The organism is Methanosarcina vacuolata Z-761, from assembly GCF_000969905.1.
Taxonomy (GTDB): Archaea; Halobacteriota; Methanosarcinia; order Methanosarcinales; family Methanosarcinaceae; genus Methanosarcina; species Methanosarcina vacuolata.
The window spans coordinates 58,368-84,856 of sequence record NZ_CP009520.1; the positions used below are offsets into that span (position 1 = coordinate 58,368).

21 protein-coding genes and 1 pseudogene are annotated in these 26,489 nt (G+C 39.7%); 10 read left to right on the forward strand and 12 right to left on the reverse strand.

What is annotated here, in order from left to right:
- Positions 1-130: 130 nt before the first annotated feature.
- Positions 131-310 carry a hypothetical protein gene (locus MSVAZ_RS00440; protein WP_048116665.1) on the reverse strand — a complete coding sequence of 60 codons (180 nt, stop codon included), beginning with the start codon at positions 308-310 and terminating at the stop codon, positions 131-133.
- A gap of 154 nt (positions 311-464) precedes the next feature.
- Positions 465-2,507 carry a DNA-directed DNA polymerase II small subunit gene (locus MSVAZ_RS00445; RefSeq protein WP_048116667.1) on the reverse strand — a complete coding sequence of 681 codons (2,043 nt, stop codon included), beginning with the start codon at positions 2,505-2,507 and terminating at the stop codon, positions 465-467.
- A gap of 730 nt (positions 2,508-3,237) precedes the next feature.
- Here MSVAZ_RS00445 and MSVAZ_RS00450 point away from each other — a divergent pair.
- The 6 genes from MSVAZ_RS00450 (at position 3,238) to porB (ending at position 8,980) form a co-directional block, all read left to right on the forward strand.
- Positions 3,238-3,795 carry a signal peptidase I gene (locus MSVAZ_RS00450; RefSeq protein ID WP_048116670.1) on the forward strand — a complete coding sequence of 186 codons (558 nt, stop codon included), beginning with the start codon at positions 3,238-3,240 and terminating at the stop codon, positions 3,793-3,795.
- A gap of 674 nt (positions 3,796-4,469) precedes the next feature.
- A complete protein-coding gene (gene dusB, locus MSVAZ_RS00455; protein ID WP_048116672.1) occupies positions 4,470-5,441 on the forward strand; it encodes a tRNA dihydrouridine synthase DusB in 972 nt (323 codons plus the stop codon).
- A gap of 614 nt (positions 5,442-6,055) precedes the next feature.
- Positions 6,056-6,604, forward strand: a complete 549-nt coding sequence (locus MSVAZ_RS00460; RefSeq protein ID WP_048116675.1) for a pyruvate ferredoxin oxidoreductase subunit gamma — start codon at positions 6,056-6,058, stop codon at positions 6,602-6,604.
- Positions 6,601-6,885, forward strand: a complete 285-nt coding sequence (gene porD / locus MSVAZ_RS00465; RefSeq protein ID WP_048116678.1) for a pyruvate synthase subunit PorD — start codon at positions 6,601-6,603, stop codon at positions 6,883-6,885. The genes MSVAZ_RS00460 and porD overlap by 4 nt, the downstream gene beginning before the upstream one ends.
- Positions 6,885-8,093 (forward strand): pyruvate synthase subunit PorA, encoded by a 1,209-nt coding sequence (gene porA / locus MSVAZ_RS00470; RefSeq protein WP_048116681.1) that lies wholly within the window; start codon positions 6,885-6,887, stop codon positions 8,091-8,093. Before porD ends, porA begins: the two co-directional genes overlap by 1 nt.
- Positions 8,090-8,980 carry a pyruvate synthase subunit PorB gene (gene porB, locus MSVAZ_RS00475; protein WP_048116684.1) on the forward strand — a complete coding sequence of 297 codons (891 nt, stop codon included), beginning with the start codon at positions 8,090-8,092 and terminating at the stop codon, positions 8,978-8,980. The genes porA and porB overlap by 4 nt, the downstream gene beginning before the upstream one ends.
- A 1,495-nt stretch (positions 8,981-10,475) precedes the next feature.
- On the opposite strand, the gene MSVAZ_RS00480 is transcribed toward porB, so the two are convergent.
- The 8 genes and pseudogenes from MSVAZ_RS00480 to MSVAZ_RS00510 all read right to left on the reverse strand — a co-directional run bounded on the left by MSVAZ_RS00480 (position 10,476) and on the right by MSVAZ_RS00510 (position 18,851).
- Positions 10,476-10,931, reverse strand: coding sequence for a hypothetical protein (locus MSVAZ_RS00480; protein ID WP_048116689.1), 456 nt, complete (start codon positions 10,929-10,931; stop codon positions 10,476-10,478).
- A gap of 473 nt (positions 10,932-11,404) precedes the next feature.
- Positions 11,405-12,229, reverse strand: coding sequence for a metal ABC transporter permease (locus MSVAZ_RS00485; protein WP_048116691.1), 825 nt, complete (start codon positions 12,227-12,229; stop codon positions 11,405-11,407).
- Between the two features lie 54 nt (positions 12,230-12,283).
- Positions 12,284-13,048, reverse strand: coding sequence for a metal ABC transporter ATP-binding protein (locus tag MSVAZ_RS00490; protein ID WP_048116693.1), 765 nt, complete (start codon positions 13,046-13,048; stop codon positions 12,284-12,286).
- A gap of 250 nt (positions 13,049-13,298) precedes the next feature.
- Complete coding sequence (locus tag MSVAZ_RS00495; RefSeq protein ID WP_048116695.1) at positions 13,299-14,261, reverse strand: metal ABC transporter solute-binding protein, Zn/Mn family; 963 nt, start codon at positions 14,259-14,261, stop codon at positions 13,299-13,301.
- Positions 14,262-14,543: 282 nt separating this feature from the next.
- Entirely contained in the window at positions 14,544-14,993 is a 450-nt protein-coding gene (locus MSVAZ_RS00500) for a metal-dependent transcriptional regulator (RefSeq protein ID WP_048123449.1), read from the reverse strand.
- Between the two features lie 148 nt (positions 14,994-15,141).
- Positions 15,142-16,455, reverse strand: a complete 1,314-nt coding sequence (locus MSVAZ_RS00505; protein WP_048116698.1) for a GntP family permease — start codon at positions 16,453-16,455, stop codon at positions 15,142-15,144.
- 122 nt (positions 16,456-16,577) lie between these two features.
- Positions 16,578-16,688, reverse strand: a pseudogene (locus tag MSVAZ_RS19880) (IS1 family transposase); the annotation flags it as partial.
- Between the two features lie 465 nt (positions 16,689-17,153).
- On the reverse strand, positions 17,154-18,851 hold the full coding sequence (locus tag MSVAZ_RS00510; RefSeq protein WP_048116701.1) for a hypothetical protein: 1,698 nt from the start codon (positions 18,849-18,851) through the stop codon (positions 17,154-17,156).
- Positions 18,852-19,275: 424 nt separating this feature from the next.
- Here MSVAZ_RS00510 and MSVAZ_RS00515 point away from each other — a divergent pair, with 424 nt between their 5' ends.
- From MSVAZ_RS00515 to MSVAZ_RS00525, 3 genes are all read left to right on the forward strand, one after another.
- Positions 19,276-20,595, forward strand: coding sequence for a cobyrinate a,c-diamide synthase (locus MSVAZ_RS00515; RefSeq protein ID WP_048123451.1), 1,320 nt, complete (start codon positions 19,276-19,278; stop codon positions 20,593-20,595).
- Positions 20,596-21,134: 539 nt separating this feature from the next.
- Complete coding sequence (locus MSVAZ_RS00520) at positions 21,135-21,599, forward strand: glyoxalase/bleomycin resistance/dioxygenase family protein (protein ID WP_048116704.1); 465 nt, start codon at positions 21,135-21,137, stop codon at positions 21,597-21,599.
- 745 nt (positions 21,600-22,344) lie between these two features.
- Positions 22,345-23,778, forward strand: a complete 1,434-nt coding sequence (locus MSVAZ_RS00525) for a methanogenesis marker 14 protein (protein ID WP_048116707.1) — start codon at positions 22,345-22,347, stop codon at positions 23,776-23,778.
- Between the two features lie 179 nt (positions 23,779-23,957).
- Here MSVAZ_RS00525 and MSVAZ_RS00530 read toward each other — a convergent pair whose 3' ends face one another.
- Together MSVAZ_RS00530 and mptA are read right to left on the reverse strand one after the other, a co-directional pair.
- A complete protein-coding gene (locus MSVAZ_RS00530) occupies positions 23,958-24,284 on the reverse strand; it encodes a DUF2098 domain-containing protein (protein WP_048123454.1) in 327 nt (108 codons plus the stop codon).
- 534 nt (positions 24,285-24,818) lie between these two features.
- Positions 24,819-25,778 carry a GTP cyclohydrolase MptA gene (mptA, locus tag MSVAZ_RS00535; protein ID WP_048116709.1) on the reverse strand — a complete coding sequence of 320 codons (960 nt, stop codon included), beginning with the start codon at positions 25,776-25,778 and terminating at the stop codon, positions 24,819-24,821.
- Positions 25,779-26,178: 400 nt separating this feature from the next.
- Between mptA and MSVAZ_RS00540 the strand changes: the two genes are divergently transcribed.
- Entirely contained in the window at positions 26,179-26,463 is a 285-nt protein-coding gene (locus tag MSVAZ_RS00540; protein ID WP_048116710.1) for a non-histone chromosomal MC1 family protein, read from the forward strand.
- Positions 26,464-26,489 lie beyond the last annotated feature (26 nt).

Here is a 26,489-nt window from a genome sequence, read left to right on the forward strand (position 1 = left end):
GGTGCTTGATGAGGGATATGCTTGGGTGATGAAAATTGATGCATCGAAGGAATTATGAGAAATTTTAAAAATCTCCATAGGGTATTCATTAATCTAATTTTTACTTTACTATTTATTACTAAAAAAATCATTAATTATTACCGTATGTTATGAAAAAATACTTTTCAAGAATCCACGCCGGAAAATCTATCCTTAAACATTCGATAGCAATACGCTGCCGGCAATTAGTTTCAGCTTCCAGAAAGCGTCTTCCGGGGAGCACTTTTGAGAGCTTCTCAATTCCATGACTGCTATAAATGTCTTTTAGCATTTTCCAGGTTTTTACCTTTTTTCAAAGATTGAAAAATGTCAGGCAATTAACGGTAGCAGGAAACTTCATCAGGAGTTAAAAATCATCTTATCCATACGGAATCGCGAAGAGCCCTAATATAGTGCATAAGAATAGTGTCGCAGTTTATAAAAATTCAGTCAAAAGGAAGAATCTTTACGTCGAAATTTTCGAGATCCACGATAGGGACCCTGGCAGGGACAGGTACTAGATTTACACGCTTCTGGAACTCTGTTTGGCCCTGCCATGTTCCGGAATTGACCAGAAGGACGTTCTTATAGTGCTGGACCCCAAGGGTGTGGACGTGACCTGTATGAATAATATCAGGCACAGGATCGATTATGAAATAATCCTTTTTCTCAGGGGATATTGAAACTCTACTCCCATAGGTCGGAGCAAGATGCCTGCGTTTCAGCATCTCAAGGACTGCCCCGGCAGGTTCCTGGTACGAGACTCCGGGGACACTCGCCACAAGGTCGTCAATCGACCTGCCGTGGTAGATCAGAAGGCGAACACCGTCAAGTTCCAGAAAAGCAGGGTTACCAACAAAAACAATATTCTCAGAGAAATACGCCTGGATACTTTCCGGCAGGGCAGGCTGAGGTTCTGCCTGGCGAACAGCATCGTGGTTACCTGGACTTATTATTACACGAATATGCTCGGGGATTTCCCTGAAATATTCGGCGGCCTTCCTGTATTGGTCGTAGACATCCAGAATGTCAAGTTCCAATTCCTGGTCAGGGTAGATCCCTATCCCGTCAACAATATCTCCTGCGACAACAAGATAACGGACACTGGCTGCAAGTTCCCGCATATCCTCTGAATCCGATTCCCCTTTCAAAAAATCCAGGAAATCAAGCCAGGCATCTTCCATAAACTGGGAGCTACCCACGTGCACATCCGAAATCAATATAGCTTTTCCGTGGCTTCCAGTTCTGCGCTGTACATTATTCGGGACATCGGGTTGTATTAGCTTTGTTGCTATCATGAGGCTTCCGTCATTGGTTATCGAACCAGTAACCCCTATGACCTCATCAAGGAGAATTTTTGATGCAAGCTCAAAAAGCTCTTTATCGGAATTTCGAATCAGGACTGAAAAAGAACCTGTTGGGTCTTCCAGAGAAAGGATTTTGTGGCCGTTCGTTGTGCTGTTGATATCCGAAACCATACCTATAATCGAGATTTCTTCAGAACCTCCATCTCCTCCTCTGCGAAAGCTTCTTCTTTTTAAGCTTTCGATAGGACGTGCATTGATCCTGCTCCGGATAATCTCCGAAAGCCTGCTGTATCTGTCCCTAAAATATTGCACAAATTGCATATATTCCCCGACACAGGTGGAATGCCCTGTTATATCCGAAACGACGGTCACAGGATTTTTGCCCGGATAATGTTTGTATTCATCGATGGAACTCGAAAATATCCCTCTCTCAGAAGTGGAAGAAGATGGTTCTGTCCTGAAACTCCTATTTGAAGGAATTGAGGAAAGAGAGTTCTCCTGCCCGAAAAAAGAGGAGACTGGCCTGTTTGCATCCAGGGAGGGATGAAAAGAGAAAGTTGGAGTTGTTGTTTTCACCGAAGAAAAGGAGTCTGAGGCAAGATCGGAGGCCAAAGCTTCGTCAGATAAAACAGTGATTGATTGTGTATTCAGAGTATTCGGAGTATTCGGAGTATTTGAAGCATCTGGAATATCCTGAATGTTTGAAGCATCTGGAATATCCGGATCTGGTTCGTAAGCCTTATCCAGAACAATGCCCTGAACTGAAGAATCAGGAACATCGTCTTGAGATAATTTTATACTTGGATCAGAAGCTGTAGTAATAACATCGGGCTCTGAGGAAAGAACAGGTTCTGAAAGAGGATCGGGCACTAAAAAGGAATCAGGTTCTGAAGATGGATTGTCTGATCTGGAAGAAAGTATGGAAGTCCCGGAAAGAATTTTCCTTTCCTCTGTAGAGGAGGCATGTATTTTATCTGAATGCGATTCCCCTGCCGAAAAAGCGTCAAAGCCTTCAAGATCTATATCTTCGATACTTATGACAATAACAGAGGCATTTACAGTTGAAAGGACATATTTAAGCAGGTCTTCGGGAGAATTACTGGAATAAATAAGTTCTACAGCTTCAGGACTTATCTGGTACTCTTTTTCCATAACAGTCCTTATAATATCCTTTTTTTCCATAATTCCAACCTGACCTTTCGAACTGACCTGAGTTCTTCCAACTTTTCGTGCGATCTGGCACCATGATCAATTTCACTCAAGACTTACAGAGACTAAAGCAAAAGCCTGCTTACAATATAAAAACTAATAAGGTACAAAACTAATGTACTAAATTTAGTTTGTTACCATAAAGAAGAATGTATGAAACTTTTGTACGCTCGATAGAGTACTTATAGTTATTAATTCCTATCTATTGTAGAATGAGTATTAGTTCCTATACGATATAGAACGAATCTGTTCATTGTTTATTAAGAAACGATAAATGTTTTAAATAAACAATAAAAAATATTAAAAAAATAGATTAATCAATTGAAAAGAATTGGTTAAAAAAGTTAATTGAAAACTAATATAAAGTAAAAACAAGTCTTCAGTAATCTACTGAGAAAACTCAATAAACCAATTTTTGACTAACTTATATAAGTCAGAAATGTAGAATGTAGGGCTGAAATAGTTTTGCGGCTGCATTATACTCTGAAAATCATACTAAGTCCCTGGGTAATAATAAGTTTAGCCAGATGATAAGATTTCGAGTAGGACAAAATCTAATGGAATATAACGCAGCATCCTGGTGTTGAGTCAACAACAAAATGTCGTATCAAATCGATTGCAATTATTCGGAATTATTGAATCCTTGATGATTGACTCGACACTGGCATCTATAAGGATAAAATCAAAAGAATAAAGGCTTAGCATGAGCGAGATTAATAAGGAAAAAAGTGCCCAGGAACAAGAAAACGCCTGGGTTTCCCTTGGGAAGGACTTGATGTCCGTTGTAGCTGTCGTGATCATTTTTATGGTCCTTTCCAAGCTGGCATTTGGACTCTGGACTCCTATGGTTGCGGTGGAGTCGGGGAGTATGGAACCGCATATGCAGATAGGAGATATTATTTTCATTAAAAGCATCGATAGATCAAATATTACAACGTACGAAGAAGGAAAAAACACAGGCTATAAGTCATTTGAAAATTATGGAGATGTGATTCTTTATCGCCAGTATGGCGAGGAAGGAGTGACTCCGATTATTCATAGGGCTATGTACAGAGTGGAAGCTGGAGAGCCAATGTGGGAAGGCGGTCCACCTGCTCCTTATTCCGGTTATATTACCAAAGGAGACAATGCTGTAACCAACAGTCACTATGACCAGGAAGGGCAGATAAGTTATAATATGCCTGTAAAAGATGAATGGATTATAGGGACTGCGAAGTACAGGATTCCTTATCTGGGATATGTCAGATTGCTCTTCTCATGAATCAAATTCATATGACTCTCGACTTATCTTTTTAAATCCCTGAATCAGTTTTCTTGATTAACTGGTTCAGGCATCCTGTTCTTTATTTCTTGAATCTTTTCAGGTTCTTGGTTTGTGTTTCTCTTATTATTATATATTACAATGATTATGTTTTTAAGTAATCGTTCTATTTTTGCCAGAAATTGTGTGAGTTTCTAGTTGCGTGAATTTCTAGTTGCGTAAGTTCCTGATTGCGTAAACTTCTGGTGCGTAAACTTCTGGTTGCGTGAATTTCTAGTTGCGTGAATTTCTAGTTGCGTGAATTTCTAGTTGCGTAAACTTCTGGTTGCGTGAATTTTTAGGTTTTGGCGTATTAGAGAAAACTCACATAGATTCAAAGAATTTCAGGAAATCAAAAGAGGCTCAATAAATCACAAAAAGGTTTCAATTACAGGAAGCTAGAGGCAGCAATCTTTGAGGAGGCAACTCCAAAACAAATAAATAAGGGAAAGGAATGAGAAAACCACTAGGAAAATAATTAGAAAAACAGTCAAAAAACAACCAAAAGAAACCAAAAATAACCAAAAATAACCAAAAACAATTAAAAATAGAATCAAAAACAGATCAAAACAGAATCAAACTGGAATCAAAACAGAATCAAACTAGAATCAAAATATTCAAAAACCGTTGGAAAAATGAAACTTAATAAACTAAAAATCGGCAAGACCGAAACACCTGGAAACCTTCTTCTTGCGCCTATGGCAGATGTTACAAATCTGGCTTTCAGGTTGCTCTGCAGGCAGAATGGAGCTGACCTTACATATACTGAGATGATCAGCGCAGATGCCCTGGTCAATGAAAACCGAAAATCACTCCTCAAGGGGCTGTCTTCCCCTGAAGACCGACCTTTTGGAGTTCAGCTTGTAGGAAGTTCTCCTGAGAAACTGAGGGAAGCTGCTCTCTTTATTGAAGACGAGTATAGACCTGAACTCATTGACGTGAATATGGGTTGCCCTGCACAGCGCATTACTGGAACAGGGTGCGGCTCAGCTCTTCTTAACTCCCCGAAACTTGTATATGAAATTATCTCAGAGCTGACCGATGTGCTGAAGACTCCTGTGACTGCAAAGATCCGCATTCTGAAGAGGGATGAAAAAACCCTTGAGATTGCACGCCTGATCGAAGAGGCTGGGGCTTCTGCCCTAACTGTACATGGCAGGAGGGCAGAGCAAATGTACTCCGGAAGTTCAGACCTTAGAGCGATAAGGGCCGTTAAACAGGAACTTTCCATTCCAGTAATTGCAAACGGCGATGTAAGGGATGAGGAGTCTGCCGAAGCTGCCCTTGATTTTACTGGATGTGATGGGCTTATGATCGGACGCGCAGCAATGGGGAATCCCTTTATCTTCAAAAGGATAAGGCATTACCTGGAAACTGGGGGAAGGCTGGAATTTGACAGGCAAGTTCGGCAATTGGAGGACTTTGAGAATTATATCGCCTTACTTGAAGAATATGACCTCAGCACGTCTACAAATCTAAGAATGCACGCTCACTGGTTTACAAAAGGGTTGCGCGGCTCGCGGCAGATTAGGGAAAAGATTAATAATCTGAAAGATGGAAAAGCGATGATTGAGTTAATAAAGGATTTCTATAAAGAGAAATATTAAAATATCCCATATTTTTAAAAAGATATTTGTTTACGGCTATGGTGCAATAAAAACGTAACCAGACAACAGGTTAACCTGAATGTACCAAATATAATACATTTAAAAAATAATTATAGATTAGAAATATATATAAAGAATATATTTCAATTCACCGAAAACCTAATAATATTCTACACTATTATCCATGAACTATCAGGCATAAAACAGTGTGAATTCAGAATTGAAAATAAACCTTTCAATATTAGTTATAATTCATGATATGAAAGAGATCCAGGTTAACAATTTACCATCCAGGTTTTTGGGTCCCTGACATGGATGTACATGTCACACTTATTATATTACAGTAGTGCCTGAAGAAAGAGTCAGATGCTGTGGTTGTGTCTGGCAGAATAAAATGCTGATTATGTCTGACAAAATAAAATGCTGATTGTGTCTGACAAAGCAAATAAATTGAATAATATTGGGTTAATTCGCTTAGTATTTTGACTAATAGAGTGTGCCAGACAGCTAATTAAAACTTGTCAAACAGACTGCCGAGAACAGCAAAATTACAGAAAAATTTGAAAAACAATCGAAAAACAATAGATAAAATCTCATTAAAAAGGAGAATCTAGATGAAGGAAATCAGAATACACGGTCGAGGAGGCCAGGGTTCTGTTACCGCGGCTGAAATGCTTTCCGTTGCAGCTTTTGAAGATGGAAAATTTAGCCAGGCCTTCCCCGCTTTTGGGGTAGAGCGTAGAGGTGCCCCAGTCCAAGCATTCACGAGGATTAACAATAATCCTATCAGGCTCCGAAGTCAGATTTACAAACCGGATTATGTTATTGTCCAGGACGCAACTCTGCTTGAGACTGTTGACGTTGCAAGCGGGGTAAAGGATGACGGAATAATTATTGTTAACACAACCGAAAAACCGGAAAGCCTGAAACTCAATACAAAAGCTAGGGTCATGACCGTGGACGCTACCAAGGTGGCAATGGACATCATAGGTATCCCCATTGTAAATACTGTCCTCCTTGGAGCTTTTGCGGGTGCAACCGGAGAAATCAATGTTGAATCAATTCAACATGCAATAAGGGCTCGTTTTTCAGGAAAGGTAGGAGAAAAGAATGCAAATGCAATTCAGAAGGCCTACAAGCTTATCAGGGGGGAAGAAGCGTGACAAATAAAGAGGAAGAATGTTTAAACATTTCACGCTGCAGAGTCTGTAAACCTGGTTCTACTCTCATAAACAAAACCGGAGGCTGGAGAAACTTCCGTCCTGTTTATATTTACGAAAAATGTACCAAGTGCGGAATTTGCCATATTGTCTGTCCTGATATGTCTATCAAACCTAGAGAAGATGGCTTTTTTGAATATGATTATGATTACTGCAAAGGTTGCGGCATCTGTGCAAATGAGTGTCCTGCAGATGCAATTGAAATGATTCTGGAGGAGAAATAATGATTGATCCGGCTTACAGAAAGAAAATGGTAGTCGTGGAAGGTTCCTATGCTGTGGCCCATTCCGCAAAAATCTGCCGTCCAAATGTAATTTCCGCCTATCCGATTACTCCTCAGACACATATTGTCGAACATCTATCTCAGTTTATGGCAGACGGGGAAATCCCTAACTGCGAGTATATTAATGTAGAAGCTGAGTTCTCGGCAATTTCTGCCCTTATAGGAGCATCAGCCGTAGGTGCAAGGACTTATTCAGCCACAACCTCCCAGGGGCTTCTGCTCATGCATGAGGCACTTTTTAACGCTGCAGGCATGAGACTTCCAATTTTAATGACAGTGGCAAATAGAGCAATTAGCGCTCCAATCAACATCTGGAACGATCATCAAGATGCTATTGCGCAGAGAGATACAGGCTGGATGCAGCTCTATGTAGAGGATGTTCAGGAAGCGTGTGATACCCTGCCTCAGCTCTACAAAATCGCAGAAGACAATGAGATCATGGTTCCGGGTATGGTCTGCATGGACGGCTTTATCCTGTCTCATGTTTATGAACCTGTTGTCCTGCTTGAACAGGACCTAACTGATGAGTTCCTTCCGTCCTTCCAGCCCGAAGATATTCTTGATCCTGAAGACCCCAAGACTTTCGGAGCCTTTGCATCCCCTGATACATATGAAGAGTTCAGATATCTTCACGAGCAGGCAATGCAGAAAGCCCTTCCAAAGATCGAAGCCGTTGCAAAGGAATTTGGGGAAGTATACGGTAGATATCACGGAGGACTTATTGATGGTTATATGCTTGATGATGCCGAAATAATTATCATGGCTATGGGCTCTATTCTCGGCACTGTCAAGGATGTTGTTGATAAGTATAGAGCAAAAGGAGAAAAGATCGGCGTCTTAAAGGTCAGGTCCTTCAGGCCTTTCCCGAAGGAACAGATCTGCAAGGCTGTTAAGAATGCCCACGCAGTTGTCGTCCTTGATAAGAATATTTCTATCGGGACTAACGAAGGAGCGCTCTTTACAGAAACAAAATCCTGTCTCTACAACAGTAAAGTCCGTGTACCTGTGGTTGGCTATACTGTAGGGCACGGAGGCCGTGACATTCCAGTGGAAAGTATTGCAAAGGTTATAGAAGAAACCAAGAAAGTTGCAAAATCTGGAATCACGATTGAAAGCCAATTCCTGGATCTTAAGGAGGAGTTGCTATGAGTAAAACTGCACCTCAAACATATATTACGTCCGGGCACAGCGGCTGTGCAGGTTGCTGTGATGCCTTTGCTGCAAAATTCACACTTATGGGCGCAGGCCCAAATACAATTATAGTTAACCCGACGGGTTGCCTTGAAGTCATGTCTACACCTTTCCCATATTCCTCCTGGCAGGTTCCGTGGATTCACTCCCTCTTTGAAAATGCAGGTGCAGTGGCTTCAGGTGTGGAAGCTGCTTTGAAAGCCCTTGGAAAAAAGGATGACATCAAGGTTGTATCAATCGGGGGAGACGGTTCTACTATGGATATAGGTCTCGGTGCCCTTTCTGGTGCATTCGAGAGAGGCCACGACTTCACCTATGTGTGCATGGATAACGAAGCGTATATGAACACTGGAGTCCAGCGCAGTAGCGGAACACCTTTTGATGCAAGTACCACAACAACTCCAGCCGGAAAAGTTTCCTTTGGAAACCCACGCCCTAAGAAGAACATGCCTGCTATCATGGCAGCTCATGGATCTCCTTATGTGGCCACGACCTCCATAGGTTTCCCAAGAGACATGATACGAAAGGTCAAGAAGGCAACTGAAATCGTAGGGCCTACCTATATCCATGCTCAGGCCCCCTGTCCAACAGGCTGGGGTTTTGATACCTCCAAGACCCTGGAAATTGCCAAACTTGCAGTCGAAACCTGCCTCTGGCCCATGTATGAAATGGAAAACGGGGAAATTACCCAGGTCAGGAAAGTTAAGGACCCCAGGCCAGTTGAAGAGTACCTGAGAGCCCAGAAAAGGTTCAAACACCTCTTCACCATGGAAGGCGGCGAGGAAGAAATAAAGAAGATCCAGGCTCTTGCAGACTGGAACATAAAGCACTTTGGGCTTCAGTAAAAACTGAAGTTCTATTTTTTAATTTTAGTTTTTAATATTACTTTTTTTTAATTTTACTATTACTTCACAATTTTCTATTTTCTTTACAACGCTACTGGAATTATAGAGTTCGATAGCTTAATTTTTCGGGATTGTCAACACAAAATTTTCTGGAAAAGAAAAAATATCAAAAATCAATAAACAATAAACAGAACTGTGAATTTTATAGTGTATAAATGCATGAAGCCCATTTGTACACTATAAACTATATCTTTCTGTCAAACTATTGCATCGATTCTCAAAATAAGTGCATAATAAAAAAATGATTCCTGCTTACAATTCGAATATTGTTTTAAAGTCGTATGAGATTTTTTAACGCAAAAACACAGCCAGTCGCAGAGCGATTTAATCTGAATATTACAACCACGGAATAAACGGAAAACACGAGAGAACCACGCCTTTACTACTCATTTCCGTGTTTTCCGTGCTTTCCGTGTTTTTTTAAAAATTCATTCTTGACATACTTTGAAATCAATAAACTAATATTATGGCAACTTAATTATCGAGCATAATTTTTGATAACTTTTCATTAAACGATAGCGATTCAGATTTAACATATGGTTAATATCTAAATTTTCAAGATACTAGGATATAATATAAAGAATTTTTGGAGTTTAAGACATACTAAACGAACATGATATTCTTTGAATAACATGCAAAAACAATGAAAGTGCTTGCAGATGGTAGCATTTTCATGCTAAAGTAAACTTGAGGATATCCAATACTAAAATGGAGATACGTAATGTGAAGAAAGAGAAAAATTCTTGAAACAAATACAAAAGGTTCCGTATTACGAAGACAGGCATCTGTTTTTTAAATGCCGTTTTTAAATGCCGTTTTTAAATACCGTTTTTAAATACCGTTTTTAAATACCGTTTTTAAATGCCGTTTTTTGAAAATCCGTTTTTAGTACCGTTTTTTAAAGATCTTTTTTTAAGATACCGTTTTTTAAATACCGTTTTTAAATACCGTTTTTAAATGCCGTTTTTAAATACCGTTTTTAAATACCGTTTTTAAATGCCGTTTTTTGAAAATCCGTTTTTAGTACCGTTTTTTAAAGATCTTTTTTTAAGATACCGTTTTTTAAATACCGTTTTTTAAATACCGTTTTTTAAGATACCGTTTTTTAAATACCGTTTTTTAAAGACACCGTTTTTTTACAGATGCCTAGCAATTCAGATATCTTATGGTCATATAAAACTACGGATGTACTGAAAAAGAAATATATAATTCTGGAAGTACCGTAAAATATATAGAAAGTTTAAAGATAATAGAGAAAAAACTTCCTTTCTGCATTCAATCAAAACAGAGTACTGGAAGCACATTCAATTCATAAAATTATTAAAATGATTAGAGTTAAGATACTTATTATAATCTTAAAATATAAAAGAGTGGAAGCCTGGTTTTGAACCCTGATGAAAAAAGAATTTGAGCGAAAAAGTAAGTTACCGGATGATTACAGATCAATTAGTGGTAACTGTCTTCTCAGGTCAGGCAAATAGCCTTCTCTGTGCAGGGCTATTTTATAGTCGCTTATTGCTCTGCATAATTTGTGGGTATATTTTATGCAGTCGTTACCAACATTTCCCTTAAACAGCAATTTTTCTGTTTTTTCTATAAATTCGGGATACGTAAAAACCAGCTCTTCTTTGGTGTGCAGGAACAGAGCTGCAAAGTCCCTGTGAATGCCCATGCTTCTTTTAAGCAATTCAACGTTAAGATGTTCCTCAGACAGATAGGGGTTGAACTTCACAAAGGTGTGAAAATCTGCAATGTTCTGGTTTAAGGAGTTTAGAATTGAGTATAGAACGTTGTCGGTTTCCGGAAGGGGGATATCCGGAAGATCGAGGCAGTCTCCATCAAAAGTCTCGTTTTCTTTTATATTTTGATCTCGGGTTGTATCACGATCCATTTTATCACCCTGATTGTAAAAACTTATTTTAATGAATGCTCTGGTGGCTTCCGTTTCGTATAACGGGTTCAATCACTTGCTTTAATATAGTTTTCAGATACACTTATCGGATTGTCTTCGGGTGGCTCCAAATAAATCCATTGTGTTAATCACCGGCGTTTCCGTCGCTTCCCCACTCGAAGCGGTTGTACGCACATGGGTTTAGATGCTTCAGATTCCGTTTTTATCTCCACGAACCCAGCCTTAGAGGTCTAGGCACTGAGTCCTGTAAAGTATGATCAATTAAACGTTTAGGCTCTAGCATCTCACCATATATAAAATTATGTCTTAATAAAACAGACTAAATATAATTATATTAAAAATTTTTACTTGATACTGTAAAGATCCTGAATAGCTATCTAAATTGACCTTAAGCAATCTTGAATAAATCGTAAACACCAATTTAAAGCCTTTAAAATAAATTTCAGGGAATTTTAAACCCCTGAACTTCTTCTGTTCTCCAGCATTTCCATCCCGAAAGCTGCAACTCCATAAACAAGGCTCAGTACGAGAATGATCGTCGCACCGGATGGGACATCCAGAGCATATGAAAGACCTATTCCTGTAACGCTGATTACAGTTCCAAAGGCTATGGAAATCAGCATCATACGCTTCAGGTTATGAGTGAATTTACGGCTCAGGGAAGCAGGAATGGTAAGTAGAGCGATTACAAGGATAATACCCACGACCTTAATAAGCACCACAATTGTTAGCGCAATTATGCAGAGCAGGAAAAGGTAAAGCTTCTCGGTAGGAAGTCCCTGCACGGTTGTGAATTCTTCGTCAAAACAGAGAGCAAGGAATTCCTTATAAAGTAAGTAAACTGCACCTACTATTACTATATCAAGAGCTAGCATAAAGTAAAGGTCGGAGCGGGGCACCGTTAAAATATTTCCGAATAGATATGTCATAAGATCAGGAGCATATCCAGGGGTTAAATAGACAAAAATTATTCCAAGTGCCATTCCAAGAGACCAGAGTATGCCTATAGCACTGTCTTCAGGGATTTTAGACCTCTTGCTAACTGTTCCCATAACAAGAGCCGAAAGCAAGCTGAAGGGAAGAACTCCGAACATAGGGTTGATTCCCAGGTAATAGCCCAGCCCAACACCTCCAAAGGAAGCATGAGCTATCCCCCCACTTATGAATACTATTTTTTTGACGACAACATAGACTCCTATAATCCCGCAGGCTATACTTGCAAGAATTGCGGCTGCAAGAGCGTTCTGGATAAAGGTGTATTGCAGAAAATTAAACATTCTTATTTCTCCGTCTGTTTTTCGAGTCAGTCTTTTTCGGACAAGTCCTGATTATCAGGAGTTCTCCTTATGGTTTTCCAGCACTCTGTGAGGTATTCCATGAGCAATCAGTTCAACAGGGCACTGGTAGGTAGCTTCAAGATCTTCAACCGGGATTTCTCTGGAGTTGTGGTAATGGAGAGTGCGGTTTAAGCAGGCTATTCTATCGACATAAATAGAAACCGCGCTGAGGTCGTGAGTAACCATGATGACTGCCATTTCCTTCTTTAGCCTGTCCAGCAGGCGGTAGAGTTCCTCCTGCATATGCGGATCAAGCCCGGAGTTAGGTTCGTCCAGAAGCAGAAGTTTGGGGTTTGTGGCAAGAGCTCTCGCAATAAAGACTCTCTGACGCTGCCCTCCCGAAAGCTGGCCAATCTGCCGGTCCTTGTACTGGAACATTTCTACCATCTTCAGGGCTTCTTCTGCAGCCTTTTTGTCTTCTTCTCTGTATTTTTTCCGAAAACCCGTATGGCTCATCCTGCCTGTGAGCACCACTTCCCAGACACTTATAGGAAAGTCAAAATCGAAACCTTTGTATTGAGGAACATAGCCTATAAGCTCTCTGCTCTTTTCGGGTGTTTTCCCAAAGAGCTTCACACTGCCTTTATAGGGTTTCAAAAGTCCAAGGAGCACTTTTAGAAATGTGGTCTTTCCTCCCCCATTAGGTCCGATAATCCCAAGCAGTCCATTGGGCTCTTTTAATTCAAAATTGATTGCCTCAAGGATAATCTGGTTTCCGTAACGAACCCAGACATCTTTCAGTTCTATAACCTTCTCCATTGCCTTCCCTTCAGAATATCGTTTTTATTATCGTTTTTATCATCGTTTTTATTATCGTTTTTATCATCGTTTTTATCATCGTTTTTGTTTATCGGATTACAATCTTTTGATATTTATATACGAAATTTGAGTGGTTGACTTTACCAGAACTCAAATGCTAATTTTACTAACTTCGTACCTTACTGACTTTTTACCTTACTGCCTTCGTACCTTACTGCCTTCTTACATACTGCCTTCGTACATACTGCCTTCATACGAGGTTTCTGGCAAAAATATCAGATACATTATCCATATTTGCAATGTAATCCTTTGCAAGCGGGTCTACAGCTACAACCTCACCGCCGATCTCTTCAGCTACGGCTTGAGCACTCTGCTTACTTGTTTGGGGCTGGATAAAGATTACTTTGACGTGCTTTTCCTTTGCAAGATCTACAAGCTTCGCCAGATCCTCAGCGCTTGGCTCTTTTCCTTCACTCTCAACTGAAATCATGGTAAGGTTATAATCCGCTGCAAAATATCCCCAGGAAGGATGATAAACCATGAAGTTTCTTTCCGTTTTTCCCGAAAGCTTTTCGCGAATCCTTGCGTCCAGGGTGTCCAGGTCCTTAAGATAGGCGTCTCTGTTCTGAGCATAGTAAGTCTTGTTCTCAGGATCTATTTTGGCAAGTCCCTCATAAATGTTCTCGACCATTATTTTTGCATTTGCAGGAGATGTCCATATATGGGGGTCCAACCCAGTTTCTTCTTCATCAGCTTCAAGTTCCCCTGCTCCTTCTTCTTCGTGATGATCGTGAGCAGCAAGTTCTCTGAGTTTAATTCCATTAGAAGAGTTTACAATAAGAGTTCCACTGTTAATAGATTCAAACCTGTCGATCCAGACTTCCTCAAAGGGCATATCGATTCCGACTGTAACATACATACTGGCTTTGCTTATATTTTCTATCTCTTTAGGGGATGGTTCATAAGTATGAGGGTCTGCTCCCGGAGGAATTATGACAACAGTTTTTACTTTGTCTCCCCCCACTTTTTCTACAAACTCAGCCTGAGGAAGTACACTTACAGCTACAATTACAGGCTCGTTTGACCCTGCTACTCCAACTTCCTGTCCTGTACTCTCATTAGTTTGGGAGTCATCTGGGCTTGTACAGCCGCTGGCAAAAAGGCTCAGACCAACAGTCAAGAGCACTAATAAAGGTAGAATTTTCAGATTCATATTAAGATCCCACTTTCTTCACTTTCACTTTTCTTTGGCTCATGAATGGCTCATGAATGGCTCATGAATATATTTCTGGATGAGATAAGGCCGACATTATTCAAAGTCTCTCTATACCCAAAGTCCATAAGTATCCAAATTTGGCATATGTCCAAATTTTTGAGTTATTCAGATAATTTTTTGGTGTATGGCCAAATTTATCTTGAAGCTCATACTCAGCACTTAATTAGCACTTTAGTTCTTCATCTAACATTTCGTTTAATGCTCCACTTATTCAGGCATTCAATCATGTTTTTCTTCATACAAGCATCTTTCATGGCTTATTTCCCCGCATACTCCGAACATTGGGTGGCCCATTGAGCTGCAGATTTTATTTACAGCGTCCCTTGAGACGAAAGCCTCAAAACGCGAAACTTCACTACAAGCTTCCTCCGACGAAAGACCGTAATGGGTTAAGAGAAGGCTGAGGATCCTGTGCCTTCGGATAAGAAACTGCGTATACGCCTCACCCATTTCCGTCAGATCCACCCCCCTGTAAGGGACATGGTTCAGGTAGCCTGCACTTGCAAGCTCGTTTAAGGTCTTGGTTGTGGTTGAGGGGTCTACTTGCAGGCCTGAAGAAATCTCTGTAGTTTTTACAGTGCCTCCTTTTTCTAGAATGAACTTAAGATAATCTACCTTTCTCGGCGAGAGTTCAAGGCCTGTAAATTCATGATAACTTTGCTCATTCATATAGAGAAATATAAAAAACTGGTATTTATTGTTTGCCACGTCCCAAATTATGAAGTTATAATTTTACTGTGGCAAAATTAGAAAAGCGGGAAGAATGTGAGGAGTAGAGTTTAAAACTCTCAGTAAAAAACACGGTAAAAGGAAGAATTCAGTAAAAGAAGATATACACAGTAGATATCAGCAAGAAACTCACGATACCCATCAAGGCGTTCCCAAGGGTATTTGACTTGAAAACCTTAGATGGCTCCAGTTCTGCAAGCTCTCCGAAAATCCAGAAGAAGGGATCATTGACATGGGAAATTAGAAAAGTGCCTGAAGCCATTGAAAGGATAACAATTTCCGGAGGAATCCCAAGTTCAGGAACCAGTGGCAGTAAAAGGGAGGGTGCAATAAGCATGGTAACAACCCTTGATCCCTGAACGGTTTGAAGGGCTGCGGCAACGAGAAAAGGCACAAGGATATGGGGAAGGCTCAACTGCAAGAAAAACCTGCCAAGAGCTTCTCCTGCCCCGGTCATGGCAAGAGTTGCCCCGAGAGCGCCTCCTCCGCAAAGGTCAAGAAGAACAACTCCACTTCTTCTCACAGCTTTTTCGATCAGTTCCCTCAGTACGAGAGATCCAAGTTTTCTGGCAGAAAAGATGGAGAGAAGGACCCCTATAAGAAGAGCAATATTTGGGTTTCCCAGAAAGGTGAGCACAGGATGGTGTTCAAAGCCTGTGTGAAGGAGAATAAGGAGTAAAGGAAAAAAGATTGGGGCGTAGGCCTCAAGCCGTTTGGGTCTTTTGACAGAGTTACTATATATTCCTGAGGTTTTTTCCTGAATTTCAGTTGTCTTTTCCTCTACCCTGTTCGAAAGATATGCAGTCTCAGACTTTTCCAGATTTTTGGAATAAAGGTAACCTGCAATGGAAGTCGGAAGTGCGATAAGAAGTCCCAGAATAAAAAGCCTGTCCACATTAGCTGATAGCTCTTCTGCTGCCGAGATTACTACCGGTGAAGGATAGACAAGGTTAAACGAGGCAACGGCTCCGAGTGCAAGGACTGTTGCAGTGGAAATGGGGGGGTTATCGAGCCTGGCAGCCAACTCTTTAGCTATTGGAATAAAGATAACATAGGCAAGAATGTAACACATCAGGGGAACAGAAAAAAGAAAGCCAAGGACATTAAGGGCAAGTAGGGGATTTCTGGAAAAACGTATAATATCAGAGGCTATTAAGGACATCCCTCCGGTTCCCTGAAGCAGGAGTCCAATAACACTTCCACATGTAATAATAATAGCAAAACGAGAAAATACACTGCCCAATCCTCCGGTTATTGCTTCGACCGTAGCCAGGGGCTCTCCTGCAAGGATTCCTGTAAAAACGGATACAAGGACAAGACTGATAAAAGGGTGCAACCTGAGTCTGGCTGTAAAAAATAAGATGCAGAGAAGGGCAAAAAGGAATATGATTACAGGATGCATGTTTAAAACCTGATCGTGGATGGTCTCTCTTTATTCGATTGATGTTTTAAAACACCTGAATGTCAGCAGTTCCTTTAAAGTCCATATTGAGTTCACAATTCCTGCCGCTCTTGCAGGTGTATTATGTAAGTCCCATTCCCGGAAATATTGCCTCGGTTAGTAAGACCATAGAGCTTGCAGGTTTTATTTGGACAGGCAACGTTAAAGAATTGTGGGTTTTGACTTCTTTTCCCCTAATGTACACATATGATATTCAAATATCTAATACAAATCAAATATAAATTAACCCTCATATTGACTCAGTACCAAAATCTAGTGATGAATGTAAAATTCAAAATCACTAGATTTTGTAATTGGTCACAATCCTTGTAATACAACTTAGGGATTGACGTCTTTAGATACCGAATATTGATTTTAGTGAAAACCGAATTTTTCTTGCTAATTCAGATTTTCAATCAAAAAATGCAAAAATCACTGGATTTTGGACCAGAGTCCTCATATTCTTTTTCTTAAATCAAAAATAAGGATTAGCTTTCAATAATACTTTTATAACTTTTGAATAAAACTAGAACTTTAAGGATTCTCAGATACTAAAAAATCTATCTGATGAATAGTTGCATTTAATGTTGTATTCTAACACTTTGTGTGGAGAGTAGGTATACTCTCCGACACATATGTTATATTTTTTGCTGGCTAATTTATTCACATTCTTTTGTTGAAGTCTCTGCAGCATTATCACATGTCTTTTCTTCTGTTGAAGTCTCTGCAGCATTGTCACATGTCTTTTCTGTTGTTGAAGTCTCTGTTGAGGTATCTACAGCATTGTCACATGTTTTTTCTTCTGTTGAGGTATCTGCAGCATTGTCACATGTTTTTTCTTCTGTTGAGGTATCTGCAGCATCGTCACATGTCTTTTCTGTTGTTGAAGTCTCTGTTGAGGTATCTACAGCATTGTCACATGTTTTTTCTTCTGTTGAGGTATCTGCAGCATTGTCACATGTTTTTTCTTCTGTTGAGGTATCTGCAGCATTGTCACATGTCTTTTCTGTTGTTGAAGTCTCTGTTGAGGTATCTACAGCATTGTCACATGTTTTTTCTTCTGTTGAGGTATCTGCAGCATTGTCACATGTTTTTTCTTCTGTTGAGGTATCTGCAGCATTGTCACATGTCTTTTCTGTTGTTGAAGTCTCTGTTGAGGTATCTACAGCATTGTCACATGTTTTTTCTTCTGTTGAGGTATCTACAGCATTGTCACATGTTTTTTCTTCTGTTGAAGTCTCTGCAGCATTGTCACATGTTTTTTCTTCTGTTGAGGTATCTACAGCATTGTCACATGTTTTTTCTTCTGTTGAGGTATCTGCAGCATTGTCACATGTCTTTTCTGTTGTTGAAGTCTCTGTTGAGGTATCTACAGCATTGTCACATGTTTTTTCTTCTGTTGAAGTATCTGCAGCATTGTCACATGTTTTTTCTGTTGTTGAAGTATCTACAGCATTGTCACATGTTTTTTCTTCTGTTGAGGTATCTGCAGCATTGTCACATGTCTTTTCTGTTGTTGAAGTCTCTGTTGAGGTATCTACAGCATTGTCACATGTTTTTTCTTCTGTTGAGGTATCTGCAGCATTGTCACATGTTTTTTCTGTTGTTGAAGTATCTACAGCATTGTCACATGTCTTTTCTTCTGTTGAAGTATCTGCAGCATTGTCACATGTCTTTTCTGTTGTTGAAGTATCTGCAGCATTGTCACATGTCTTTTCTGTTGTTGAAGTCTCTGTTGAGGTATCTGCAGCATTGTCACATGTCTTTTCTGTTGTTGAAGTATCTGCAGCATTATTACATGTTTTTTCTGTTGTTGAGGTATCTGCAGCATTGTCACATGTTTTTTCTGTTGTTGAAGTATCTGCAGCATTGCCACATGTCTTTTCTGTTGTTGAAGTATCTACAGAAACGCAGCTGTGTAATTCAGAGCTACAATTTGTTGAGCTACAATTTACTACGTTGCAATTTACTAGGTTGCAATTTACTAAGCTACAATTTGCTAAGCTACAATTTGCTTGCTCGCAGTCTGTAATAGACTCGCAATTACAAGAGGTACATTCCTTATTACAATATTTGTTCTGTTTTCCGTCTACAATAGAAACGCAGCCGTATAATTCAGAGCTACAATTTGCTGAGCTACAATTTGTTACGCTACAATTTACTAAGCTGCAATTTACTAAGCTGCAATTTGCTAAGCTACAATTTACTAAGCTACAATTTGCTTGATCACAGTCTGTTGCAGACTTTACAGAATTATCACAGGAAGCTGCTCCTGCGGTAATTGAAGTTGAGATCATTAGTAATATAAATAAAATAGATCCCATTATTTTTGCAATTGATTTTTCATTAGAATTCATCTTATTCCTCTAGTTCCTCTGATTCCTCTGATCTTGTAACTTGAGAAAATCCGGAACTAAAGTTCATCCTTTCAATTATATATATAACAATACTTACATTAAATACGTTATATAATATTCACAAGAATGTTTCTAATACTTCATAACCTCTAATAAGGCGATAAAAACAAATTTAAAGCTTTATAATGCTTTATTTACTTCTAACACTTATTTATAAAGTCACGAACTTAAATATTAATTAATTTTATTAAATTTTGCTGTTGTTCTTTCTGTTTAACCGCACTTATTACTAACATTATAACATTTTTATTATATATTAAAATTTTCAAAATTTTTTCATTCTTTTTTTGGACGCGATCATAAAGTGCTGAAAACAGCCGGATTGATAGCTTTAATATATTTTAACGGCAACAATATCCAGCAGATGACAAAAGGAATACTTATTGCAGGAACCCATAGTGGGGTCGGAAAAACGACAGTCTCCATGGGTATCATGGCTGCCCTTAAACACAGGCAGCTAAAGGTTCAGCCTTACAAGGTAGGGCCTGACTATATCGATCCTTCTCATCACACTGCAATTTGCGGGCGTCCTTCAAGGAACCTGGACACATACATAATGGGCACTGACGGAGTCGGGCAGACTGTGGCCCGGACTTCTGCAGATGCGGATATTGTGGTAGTAGAAGGAGTTATGGGGCTCTTTGATGGAATTGATTCTACAGAAATTGCAAGTTCCGCACATATCGCAAAAACCCTTAAGCTCCCGGTAATTCTGGTAATCAATGTGCATGGGATGTCCAGGAGTACCGCTGCCCTCCTTAAAGGGTATTCTGAGTTCGATCCTGAAGTAAGGGTTGTAGGCGTTATCCTGAATCAGGTAGGCAGCCAAAGGCATGCGGAACTCGTAAGAAATTCACTTCCGGGTAACATTCCTATTGTAGGTATGATTCCAAGAAGGAAAGATATCGAGGTTCCCTCCAGACATCTCGGGCTGTACATGGCTCATGAAAAGGACTACAATACTGAGGAAATGGCGGCTTTTATTGAGGAAAATGTTGACCTTGATGCAGTGATCGAACTTTCTGAGCCTATTTCGGTCCCGGAGATCAGAAATATCACTGGGCCTGAAGCGGATCTCAGGATAGGAATTGCTATGGACCCGGCTTTCTGCTTCTATTACCAGGATATGTTCGACGCTTTCAGGGATTGCGGAGCTGAAGTCGAATTTTTCAGTCCTATGGAAGGAGAACTTCCGGATGTAGACGGAATTTACCTTGGAGGCGGCTACCCTGAACTTTACGCAGAAACCCTTGAAAAGTCAGAAACGACCCGAAAACTTAAAGGTCTTGCAGCTGACGGTTTGCCTATCTATGCAGAATGCGGTGGCCTTCTTTACCTCTGCGGGACATATGAAATCGATAACAGAACATATAAGCTCGCAGATGTCGTGCCTGCAAACACACGCATGACAAACCGGCTTAAAGCCCTGGGATATACTGAAGCTCGCCCTCTGGATAAAACCTTCTCTTCTCACAATATCAGAGGTCACGAATTCCACTACTCTGTCACAGAATGTGATCGCGATGCAAAGTTTGCATATGAAATGCTGCGCGGAAAAGGTATACAGGACGGTTTTGATGGCCTTGTCGAGCATAACACCCTGGCAGGCTATATGCATTCTCACCCTGCTACCTTTCCGGTGGAAAAATTCGTGCAAAAATGCAAGGAATACAGAAAACGGTAAATGTTCTTTTAGAATAAAGCACAGATTCAGGATCAGTGTAGTTGCTTGCAAAGCAAGCAACTTTTTAATTTCTACCTTTTTAATTTCTACAATTCTTAAAACATATGCTGTGTCTTTTGTTGAAGTTTTTAACTGATAATATTACTGCCATTTTCATTTATCTCTTAAATTCGCGATCTGTCTGAAGATTCTTTTTTCTTTCTCTTCGTTTTTCTCCTTTTTTTCTCCCTTTTGGGTTTTTCTGAGAGCTTTTTGTGGGTGGTTTAGAAGTCTTTTTAGAAGTCTTTACAAATTTTAAGTTTCAACAATATAGTTCGAATTTTTTGGCACTTTTACCTGAAATTTCATATAAACACTTTCAGTCTGTTAGGCTATAATTTATAATGTCTAAAGTAATTTACAATTACCAACGTAATTTTTGGAACGGAGGAAAATAAAATATAAGGGGATGTACCAGAAGAGAATGCACTTTAAGAGAACTCAGTACAAGAGAATACAATAGAAGAGGTATCATATTATTTACAAAAGGAGAATCTAAAATGAAATTTATATGCCCGCTTATTGTTGTAAATGATATAGGGGCTTCCAGAAGCTTTTACGAAAACGTCCTTAATCAAAAGGTACAGTGCGATTTCGGTGAGAATGTATCATTTGAAGGCGGCTTTGCTATACACTTGAAATCACATTTTTCAGATTTAATAAGCATAAGCAAGAACGACATAGTTCAAAAGTCAAACAATTGTGAATTGTATTTTGAAGAAGACGATCTGGATAGTTTTCTTCAAAAGCTGAAAGATGTGGGTTCCATTGAATATGTACACGGTTTGAAAGAACAGCCCTGGGGACAGCGAGTTATCAGATTCTACGATCCTGATATGCACATTGTTGAGGTTGGCGAACCTATGGAAAGCGTAGTAAAAAGGTTCTTGAGTCAAGGCTTATCAATTGAAGAAACCGTAAAACGCACTTTAATGCCAGAGGAATTTGTCAAACAGTGTTTGTAGATAAATGAACTATTTTTGAGATCTAAATTACGGGTTGGCAGTGCAACAATATCGATTTTAGCAAAATATGCCGTGAAAATGTTTCTGTATGGGTAATTTGTATATAAAGTGGAATTTTGTGGAAGAAATAAATGAGAAATCGCCAGATTACGGAATAGTGTCCTAAAAATATTATAAAATCAAATTGCGTGCTGCAATCTCTCCTAAAGGATGCTTCGTGCCTTTCGCCTGGTTTCTGAGGAATTGTGTAATGTCCATGTATGAGATTTCCATAAGATAAAGTTGCATTCTCAACTATGTAACCGGAAGTGCCAGGAAAGCTCATTTTACAAAGAAACGATGGTAAAGAAGTTTAAACGAAAACAAAAAGAGGCGAGGATTCACTTCGTCCCGCACCTGAATGCAGGGTATTCGTAACCTTCCGCGCTCCCGATATAATAATATTATTAATTTACAGTACTTAGCAAAAGTTATTATAGGTTTTGATGAATACCATCTTTAAACCTTTGACAATCCACTCCTGTTGGTCTTTTTGTAAAGTTAGAGAAGTACTACTTTTCCCGATTAATCTGAGTTCAAATACTGGCTTTCTAAATATTAAAAACATAAATTTATCCTGACTGACTTCAATTAGGTCTGAATAATCTTCAAATAAGTCGGTATTGTTTTTAGATTAAGTTCGCACAATGACTTGTACTTTGTACTAATTCGAGTTTATGCACAGGTTTTTAGGAAGGAATTAAAAATGGCTCTGAAACCCAGAATTACAGAATCCCCTCAGGTTCGTTTGATTGACCTTAAGTCAAAACCTTTCTTTATTGTAGCTTCCGTAGAGGTTGGAAACACCACAACCAAATGTATCCTTACAGCTACCAATATGGAGACTGGAAGGACTCATATTATTAATAAGGTAGTGCGGATGACCAGAGATGTCCGCCACCCTAGTCCCGGAGAAGTTGTATTCGGGAGGACACTTACCGGTGTGGAACTCACTCGTGAATCCGTTGCAGAACTGGTACGTGGAACCCTGGCCGAATCAATGGAAAAAGCAAGTCTGGATATAAAAACCGATCTGGACTTTGTGGTTCGTTCCACTGGAGTTGTTGCAGGTTTTGATTCTCCGGAAGAAGTGGGCGAATTTATCAAGGCTCTGGCAGATGGCTGCCTGATGGCAGGAGTTCCCCCGAAAAACATGACCCCACCAATGTCTATTTCAAATATCCCCAAAAAATTCCAGAAATACAGTAAACTGGAAAAAGTAATTTTTGATGGGGCTGTAGCCGGCGTACTACCTCCGATAGGTTCAACTGGCGTTGAAATCGTTGCAAATGAGATGGAAGGGGAGCTTGCAACCGCGGGGATTAAGGAAGCATCCAAACTTACAGATGTTGATTTCAGGAACCCCTGTATTTCAATCGATTTTGGGACAACCCTTGATGGCAGGGTCACAAATTCGGATCAACCGTATGCAAAAACAGTGGGTAACTTCTGTGGCTATGCCGGGGCAATTCCTGACGCAATTATTCGGGGTTCGAAGATTGTGGACTCAAAAGTAGGAACTGCTCTCGAAGTTTTTGAAAAAGAGAAACCGCCTTCTTTCCTTACTTTAAAAATGAAGGCTAAAGCGATTGAAACGTATACAAAGCGTATTCATGAACTTATTGTTATAGAACAGGTTCCACGGGACAGAACGAGGTACGGAAGCGTGCCTGTAAGGCCTGATGCAGCTGAACAGATAGGTGTAACACTTATAGGTTGCGATGTAGGAGTAAACGGCTCCGATATGGGCAAGCTTAGTGCTATAGGCATGGAAATCTGCAAGACTCACGGACTTCAGGTTGTTTCTGCTGTTATTGATGAGGTTATGGCAGGCGTGGTTTGCAGGTTGATTAAGGTTGCAAAAGAAGCAAAGCTTGTTTTTGAGGATACAACTATAGGGATCACTGGCAGGGCAGGGATTACGGGGAACAAACCTAAATTGATCTTGAAATGCTTGGAAGATCTGAATATTTCTTCGAAAATCGATGAGAGAGTAGTCTTCGTAGACGATGGACTTGCCAGGGGCGCAGCCGTAATGGCTCGGTGTATGAATTCTCTTGGCTCGCCGCAAAACCCTCTAGGCGGCAGGCACGGTGGAAAATGTATTCTTGCACAGAGGGTAAAACTACAGAATAAATGACCTTAAAATTGCAGGACAAATGGCCTTAAAACTACAGAAAAAATAACCTCAAATTCAAGATAAATTACCTTAAAATTACAGGCCAAATGACCTTAAAATACTAAAAATATAAAAAATATTTAAAATGTGGAAAAACTCGAAATATTAAAAGAGAAGGTTTTTAAATGCAGCAAGAGGAATTAACCTCCTGCTCCTCCACCACCGGCTTTTCCAAGGTCGAAGGCTTGCATTGTTTCTCTCTCTTTTCTGAATCTTTCTTCCAGTTCCTCGGCTGTGAATTCTCTTTCTTCTTTCTTTTCTTTAGCTTTAAGCTCAGTTAGTTCCAGGGTTTCTTCCCTGTACCATAGCTCTGTACTTTCGAGCAGAACCCATACCTTTCCCTGCTCATCCTTTTTGATTTGAGTTACGCGGCTGACCGTATCACTGTTTACGTATTTGACGGTATCTCCCGCTTTAATGGGTTTTTTATTTCGCCCTACTGCTGTGATTACTTCAGCATCAGCCATGATCTTACCTCGAAGGCTTCCAGGACGCTGGTATTTCAGGCCCAAAAGTCCTTTGTTTTAATTTTCTGCTTATAGGTTGTCCAGGCCCTCTAATAAAGTTTATGTGGGTTAAACTCTGGGGTAACTCTGTAAATCCTTCTAAGAAAAAAATCTCATCAAAAACTTTTTCGAAAAAAATCTGTAACTATTCAGCCTAGGAAAAACAACATCATTAGCCTGATTTAACAGAATTCAATTGGCAAATTTCAGAAAATGTATTTTATTTGATTGTTGGCTATTGATTACGTTTTTTTCAACTATCATTAGTTAGAATTCAGACATGCCGATTTCATCAAAATCGATATCGATCGATAGATTCCGGCAAGCTGAATCGTTACAAGAATCTCATCAAAAACGTTTTCGAAAAAAGTTTTATCAAAAACTTTGTGGAAATTGTTTTGGATTGAACTTTTGGGGCCTCTGGGGGTCAGAGCTTTTTCCAGAGACCTCCGGGGTTCAAGGTATAGGACGGGTCTATTTTGTATTCTCTTATTTTTAACTGTGATTAATTTCCGACCTTAGATCTCCCATCAGGGCAACTCTTTCGGCATAAGCATTGTGCCTGTGAATGCTTTCCTCATTGGTTTGCTTGATAGTAATTACTGCATTATCAGGAAGGTTCGGAAACTCTTTTACTACATTGTCTGCCATGGTTCTTACACAGTCTTCCACAAATTTCGGGTTCATATGTGCAGTTTCCACAACGACTTTTTCGTCTGAGCGTTTCAATACCTCATACACGCTGGAACTCATAGAGTGATCAATAATGCTGATGATGCTTTCGAGGGAGACGTCAAAATCATGTGCTACCTTGATTGATATAATTCCTCTTCCACGCTGGTTATGGGTAGCCATGGGAACTTTTTCCAGGAATTTTATAATCGTATCTTTATCGACTCCAAGTTCAGAAAGCTCATTTGCGGCTTTATCTCGCATAATCTCCTGAGCACAGGGGCAGGCTGTCATTCCTACAACTTCGGCGCCTATTAGCTTCTTTACATCAAAATAGTCATCATTGCCCTGGCCCCTTATGGCTGATGCTTCAGCAAAGATATTTACAACTTCCTGGCACTTGATTCCGGTGGCAGGGGACGCACGCCTGATCATATATTCGCTTGTCATCCTAACTTCGGCCTGGTTGGCGTATTCATGTCTGCCAAGCAAGTTGTGTGCGATATCACTGCAAAGCTGCTCAATTTCGTATACGGGCATACTGAGTATTTTTTCCAGTACCTCATCTACAGCTTCGAAGTTCCTTGAGAGATTTGCTCCTTTTCGGTCCGAGGGCAGGTCAACAAAAACGTCAAAAGTTGAAATAAGTACGATAGGACGTTTGTCTTTTCGCTTGATTTCAACGAGTTTTTTAACATTTGTTACCCCTACTCGGGTAAGGTTTATAGCTATGCTTGGTTTGCTGGCCTGGACGTCCGGGAGGTTGAAAGTGCAATGTTCCATAATTAACCAGATCCATAAAAAGATGAATGTTTAATTTTGTAAAATGAATCTTGATAAACATGCAATTTTATTCCATTTGGAAAAATATAATGATCATAAGGAGTAATAGCATGTAAAGTTTGTGCTTTCAGGGGTTTTCGAATATATACAATAAACTCAAATTTCTTAATTGCCCAAAACTGATTTCCTAAAACATATTTTGGACTGCATTTCTAACAAGATATAATTATTTAAATATTTCCCATTTTGCCAACAATATTGAAAAATTTAGTTTATATATTCCTCGCAAATTGAGGTGAATTTTTGATAAACCAATAACTACAGGCAACATCCTGAAGAAAGATTTTATATACTTTAAAACGTAATCAGTGTCTAGCAATACATTTGCGAGGTGACCTTTATGTCCAACACAAGAAATTTTGTTTTACGAGACGAAGAAGGCAATGAACACGGCGTTTTCACAGGAAAACAGCCTCGACAGGCTGCCTTGAAAGCTGCAAATCGGGGCGCTGGGACTAAATCCAATCCGGATGTCATCCGACTCAGAGAACGCGGGACAAAGAAGGTGCACGTTTTCAAGGCATGGAAGGAAATGGTTGAAGCGCCTAAAAATAGGCCTGACTGGATGCCTGAGAAAATCAGCAAGCCCTTTGTCAAGAAAGAAAAAATAGAAAAAATCGAATAAATCGGATAAATCGAACAAATCTGATA

Bases quoted from the DNA above. Each gene is read 5' to 3' on its own strand.
- MSVAZ_RS00440 (WP_048116665.1), bottom strand. From the start codon at position 310: ATGCTAAAAGACATTTATAGCAGTCATGGAATTGAGAAGCTCTCAAAA.
- MSVAZ_RS00445 (WP_048116667.1), bottom strand. From the start codon at position 2,507: ATGGAAAAAAAGGATATTATAAGGACTGTTATGGAAAAAGAGTACCAG.
- MSVAZ_RS00450 (WP_048116670.1), top strand. From the start codon at position 3,238: ATGAGCGAGATTAATAAGGAAAAAAGTGCCCAGGAACAAGAAAACGCC.
- dusB (WP_048116672.1), top strand. From the start codon at position 4,470: ATGAAACTTAATAAACTAAAAATCGGCAAGACCGAAACACCTGGAAAC.
- MSVAZ_RS00460 (WP_048116675.1), top strand. From the start codon at position 6,056: ATGAAGGAAATCAGAATACACGGTCGAGGAGGCCAGGGTTCTGTTACC.
- porA (WP_048116681.1), top strand. From the start codon at position 6,885: ATGATTGATCCGGCTTACAGAAAGAAAATGGTAGTCGTGGAAGGTTCC.
- porB (WP_048116684.1), top strand. From the start codon at position 8,090: ATGAGTAAAACTGCACCTCAAACATATATTACGTCCGGGCACAGCGGC.
- MSVAZ_RS00480 (WP_048116689.1), bottom strand. From the start codon at position 10,931: ATGGATCGTGATACAACCCGAGATCAAAATATAAAAGAAAACGAGACT.
- MSVAZ_RS00485 (WP_048116691.1), bottom strand. From the start codon at position 12,229: ATGTTTAATTTTCTGCAATACACCTTTATCCAGAACGCTCTTGCAGCC.
- MSVAZ_RS00490 (WP_048116693.1), bottom strand. From the start codon at position 13,048: ATGGAGAAGGTTATAGAACTGAAAGATGTCTGGGTTCGTTACGGAAAC.
- MSVAZ_RS00495 (WP_048116695.1), bottom strand. From the start codon at position 14,261: ATGAATCTGAAAATTCTACCTTTATTAGTGCTCTTGACTGTTGGTCTG.
- MSVAZ_RS00500 (WP_048123449.1), bottom strand. From the start codon at position 14,993: ATGAATGAGCAAAGTTATCATGAATTTACAGGCCTTGAACTCTCGCCG.
- MSVAZ_RS00505 (WP_048116698.1), bottom strand. From the start codon at position 16,455: ATGCATCCTGTAATCATATTCCTTTTTGCCCTTCTCTGCATCTTATTT.
- MSVAZ_RS00510 (WP_048116701.1), bottom strand. From the start codon at position 18,851: ATGAATTCTAATGAAAAATCAATTGCAAAAATAATGGGATCTATTTTA.
- MSVAZ_RS00515 (WP_048123451.1), top strand. From the start codon at position 19,276: ATGACAAAAGGAATACTTATTGCAGGAACCCATAGTGGGGTCGGAAAA.
- MSVAZ_RS00520 (WP_048116704.1), top strand. From the start codon at position 21,135: ATGAAATTTATATGCCCGCTTATTGTTGTAAATGATATAGGGGCTTCC.
- MSVAZ_RS00525 (WP_048116707.1), top strand. From the start codon at position 22,345: ATGGCTCTGAAACCCAGAATTACAGAATCCCCTCAGGTTCGTTTGATT.
- MSVAZ_RS00530 (WP_048123454.1), bottom strand. From the start codon at position 24,284: ATGGCTGATGCTGAAGTAATCACAGCAGTAGGGCGAAATAAAAAACCC.
- mptA (WP_048116709.1), bottom strand. From the start codon at position 25,778: ATGGAACATTGCACTTTCAACCTCCCGGACGTCCAGGCCAGCAAACCA.
- MSVAZ_RS00540 (WP_048116710.1), top strand. From the start codon at position 26,179: ATGTCCAACACAAGAAATTTTGTTTTACGAGACGAAGAAGGCAATGAA.